Here is a 4,174-nt window from a genome sequence, read left to right on the forward strand (position 1 = left end):
CTGCGCCGCCTGGCTCATCGGGCTCACACTAACGCTCCTGCTCGTAGGTGCCGCCGGGGCCGAAGCCCTGGTCGTGTTGCTGGTGCTGCTCCTGCGCGGTGATCGCGGGGAACTCCGAGGAGTCCGTCCCCGCGCTGCGCCCCTGCTGGACACCGCGGCGCAGGTTGGCGAGCCTGCCGCGGACGTCCTCGGGGGCCCGGGAGATCTGCGGGCCGCCCTGGGAGGTCTCCACCGCCTTGCCCTCGACCAGATTGGCCCTGGGCACCCGGCGCGGGAGGCCGGAGGAAGTCGTTCCGCCCGCCTTCGGCACCCGGAGCTGCTCGGCGCGGTGCCAGCGCTCGTCGTTGGCCGACTGCCCGGCGGACGCGTCCCCCTCGTTCCGAGGCCGGGAGATGTCCTGCTGGGACTGCTCCGGTTCTCCGCCGCCCCTCGTGGCCTCCTCGCCCGTCTCCGGCTGCTGCCACTGCCGATCGCGGCGCGGCAGACCGGACCCGGTCAGCGAGGGAGGGCCGCTCGAGGCGGGGCCCGGACGGTCGAACTCTACGCGCTCCGGCTGCGCCGTGTCAGCGGACGGCTGAGATTCCGATTCCGCTCCGTAACCCGGCGCGTACTCGTGCTGGTACGGAGTGGCCTCCGGAGTCGTTCCACCCCACTCGCCTTGGTAGGCGGGGGCGTTGAAGTCGCCGTAGGTCTGCTGGTCGGTGAAGCCCTGTTCGCTGTAGGCGGCTTCCGTATACGGCTGCCCACCGTACGGCTGCTCACCCGTGGCCTGCGGGGCGAAGGGAGTCTGCCGGGTGTCGTGCGACGGGACCTGGGAGGACGTGTCCCCGGACGGTCCCGACTGCCCGGCGGTGTGCGCCTCCAGGGCGGCCCGCCGCTCCTCGCGCAGCCGCGAGCGGCCGAGCGGGTCGAGCGTCGGGGCGCCGGCCGCACCCGCCTCGTAGCGCGAGTCGTCGAAGCCGAGCTCCTCGGCGGTCCGGAGACCGGCCGCGCCGGCCGGGCCGACCGGCCCCGCCTGCTGCTCGGGGACGATCCGGGAGACCGTGAAGTCGTCGCCGGCCTGCTCGTCCTCGCCACCGCCACCGTGGGTGATGATCTCCGGGAGCATGACCAGCGAGGTGGTGCCCGCCTGCTCGCCCGAGGGGCGCAGCTGGACGCGGATGCCGTGCCGCATGGCCAGCCGGCCGACCACGAAGAGACCCATCCGCTGGGAGACCGTGGCGTCCACGGTCGGCGGGTTGGCCAGCTTGTGGTTGATGTCCGCGAAGTCCTCGGGGGTGAGCCCGATGCCCTTGTCGTGGATCTCGACCATCACGCGGCCGTCGGGCAGACGCGTGGCGTTGACGCGGACCTTGGTGTGCGGAGAGGAGAACGTGGTCGCGTTCTCCAGCAGCTCGGCGAGGAGGTGCACGAGGTCGGTCACGGCCAGGCCGTGGATCTCGGCCTCCGAGACGCCGTCCAGCTCGATGCGCTCGTACGCCTCCACCTCGGAGGAGGCCGCGCGCAACACGTCCACCAGCGGAATCGGCTGGTCCCAGCGGCGGCCCGGCTCCTCGCCCGCGAGGATGAGGAGGTTCTCGCCGTTGCGGCGCATACGGGTGGCCAGGTGGTCGAGCCGGAAGAGGTTCTCCAGCTGGTCCGGGTCGGCCTCGTTGTTCTCCAGCCCGGTGATGAGCTCCAGCTGGCCCTCGATCAGGCTCTGGTTGCGGCGGGAGAGGTTGGTGAAGATCGCGTTGACGTTGCCCCGGAGCATCGCCTGCTCGGCGGCGAGCCGGACGGCCTCCCGGTGCACCTGGTCGAAGGCGCGGGCGACCTCGCCGATCTCGTCCTTGGTGTCGATCGGGATGGGCTGCACCCGGGTGTCGATCCGGCCCGGCTCGGTGCGCGAGAGCTGGTCGACCAGGGCCGGCAGCCGCTGCTCGGCCACCTCGAAGGCGGCACCGCGCAGCCGGCGCATGCTGCGGCTCATCGAGCGGGCGATGCGCCCGGCGACGAAGAACGCGGCCAGCAGCGCGACGATCATGATCGAGCCGTTGACGATGGCGTCCCGGCGGGCGTCGGAGGCGACCTGCGAGGCCTGGTCCACCGCGTGGTCGGCGAGGTGCGACTCGACCTCGCGGTAGGCGTCGAACTTCCCGGTGGCCGTGGTGTACCAGGACTCCGGAGTGACGCCGACGGCCTTCAGCTTCTCCGGCGACTCGCCGGACATGATGGCGAGCGCCATCTTGTTCTGCTGCTCGACCTGCGCCTTCTCCTTGAGCGTGTTCTTCAGCCGGTCGATGTCCTCCTGGGTGCCACCGGTCGTGTACTCGTCGGAGGCGATGTACTCCAGGAAGTTGTACGAGGAGAAGGAGGTCAGCAGGAAGCGCCGGTCCTTGGCGGCCATCTCCGGCTTGGCCAGCAGGTGCGTACCCATGGAGCGCTGCAGCGACTCGGCGGCCTTGGCCAGCGAGACGGCGTACACCATGCGGCCGTACGAGGTGACGGTGCCGGTGCCCAGGCCGAGTTCGTTGGTGAAGGCCATCAGCGGACGCTGGATGGAGCCGTACGCGTCCTCGGTCTTCGCGGCCTCGGAGGCGTACGCGGTCTTCCGGATCTGCGGCAGCTTCTTCTCCGCGTCCCGGACGGCCGCCAGCCGGCGCTGCAGGCTGGGGGTGTCGGGCATGGAGCGGACGGTGTCGTGGAAGGCGGCCTGCGCGGAATCCGTCGCCTCCCGGGCCTTCTTGACGTTCGCGTCGTCCCGCTGCTTCGCCAGCAGGGGCATGACGCTCTTGTCGCGCTCGTCGACGACGGCCTGCGCGTAGTCGGCGGCGGCCCGCACCACCCGGGCGGTGTCGGCCGCGTCCTCGGCCTCGGTCCAGGTGTCGACCGAGTTCTTGATGCCGAGACCGCCGAAGACGAGGGCGACCAGGACGGGGATGAGGAGGATCGCGTTCAGCCGGGTGGCCACCCGCCAGTTGCGGGGCGAGAACCGGCCGCCGCGGCCGCTGGGTGCGACGGGGGACCGGGGAACGTCCGAGGGCTGCACCGCGGCCTGCGACGGCGGTGTGAAGTTGCCCCGCGCGTCTTGCGCCTGCTGCGCCGTGCCGGTCTTTCTTCGCCTCACTCGTCCAACAACCTCTCGGCGTCGGCACTGACGTCAGGGACGCCGTGCCGTCTTTCGGCTGGGCCACGACGGCCCAGTTCGGGAAATTCCAGCACGCCGGACCGGTGCGTTCCAAACAGTGGGCAGAGCCGACGGCCGGGGGAACATGCCCGACATAAAACGGGCATTAAGAGCGAGCGGCGCCAAAAGGCGGGCGAAACATGTGCGGAGGGAGACCGGGCGGCTGCGGCCCGTGGTGGCGGACCTGTCGCGCCCCGGTCAATTCTCTGTCGAAACGTTATGAACCCCGGGGGCGGCCCGTGGCACATCCCACACGGCCGCCCGCTCCCGCCGGCTACTTCAGCCGCGCCATCAGGGCGTGCTCGACGAGCGTGATGAGCGCGCTCTTCGCTTCGTTCCGGTGCCGCGCGTCCGTCGTGATGATGGGCGCGTCCGGACCGATCTGCAGCGCCTCGCGCACCTCTTCGGGAGAGTAGGGCTGCGCTCCGTGGAAGCCGTTGAGGGCGATGACGAAGGGCAGGCCGCTGTTCTCGAAGTAGTCGACGGCCGGGAAGCAGTCGGCGAGGCGGCGGGTGTCCACCAGGACGACCGCCCCGATGGCACCGCGGACGAGGTCGTCCCACATGAACCAGAACCGGTCCTGTCCGGGGGTGCCGAACAGGTACAGGATCAGGTCGTCGTCCAGCGTGATGCGGCCGAAGTCCATGGCGACGGTGGTCGTCGTCTTGTCCTGGACGTGGCTCAGATCGTCGATGCCCGCCGAAGCGGACGTCATCACGGCCTCGGTGCGCAGCGGGCTGATCTCCGAGACCGCGCCGACGAACGTGGTCTTGCCCACGCCGAAACCACCGGCCACCACGATCTTCGCGGAGGTCGTGGAGCGGCCGGCGTTCCCGCTAGAGCTTCCGAAGTCCACTGAGAACCCTTTCGAGCAGTGTCACATCCGGCGTTCCGCCGGCCTCGCCGCCGCCGCCCGGCTGATGGATCGCCACCATCCCGGCCTCCGCCAGGTCGGCCACCAGGATCCGCGCCACGCCGAGCGGCATGCTCAGCAGCGCGGAGACCTCG

General features: G+C 70.9%; 3 protein-coding genes. All 3 read right to left on the reverse strand.

The window, feature by feature from the left end; all coding sequences use genetic code 11:
* Positions 1 to 28: 28 nt before the first annotated feature.
* On the reverse strand, positions 29 to 3,106 hold the full coding sequence (locus tag JNW98_RS34985; protein WP_223772300.1) for a sensor histidine kinase: 3,078 nt from the start codon (positions 3,104 to 3,106) through the stop codon (positions 29 to 31).
* 334 nt (positions 3,107 to 3,440) lie between these two features.
* Positions 3,441 to 4,022 carry a GTP-binding protein gene (locus JNW98_RS34990; protein ID WP_223772301.1) on the reverse strand — a complete coding sequence of 194 codons (582 nt, stop codon included), beginning with the start codon at positions 4,020 to 4,022 and terminating at the stop codon, positions 3,441 to 3,443.
* Positions 4,003 to 4,174 (reverse strand): DUF742 domain-containing protein (locus tag JNW98_RS34995; RefSeq protein WP_223772302.1); only part of this gene is annotated, 172 nt, incomplete at its 5' end. The genes JNW98_RS34995 and JNW98_RS34990, both read right to left, overlap by 20 nt.

The organism is Streptomyces huiliensis, assembly GCF_020037025.1.
GTDB classification, from domain to species: Bacteria; Actinomycetota; Actinomycetes; order Streptomycetales; family Streptomycetaceae; genus Streptomyces; species Streptomyces huiliensis.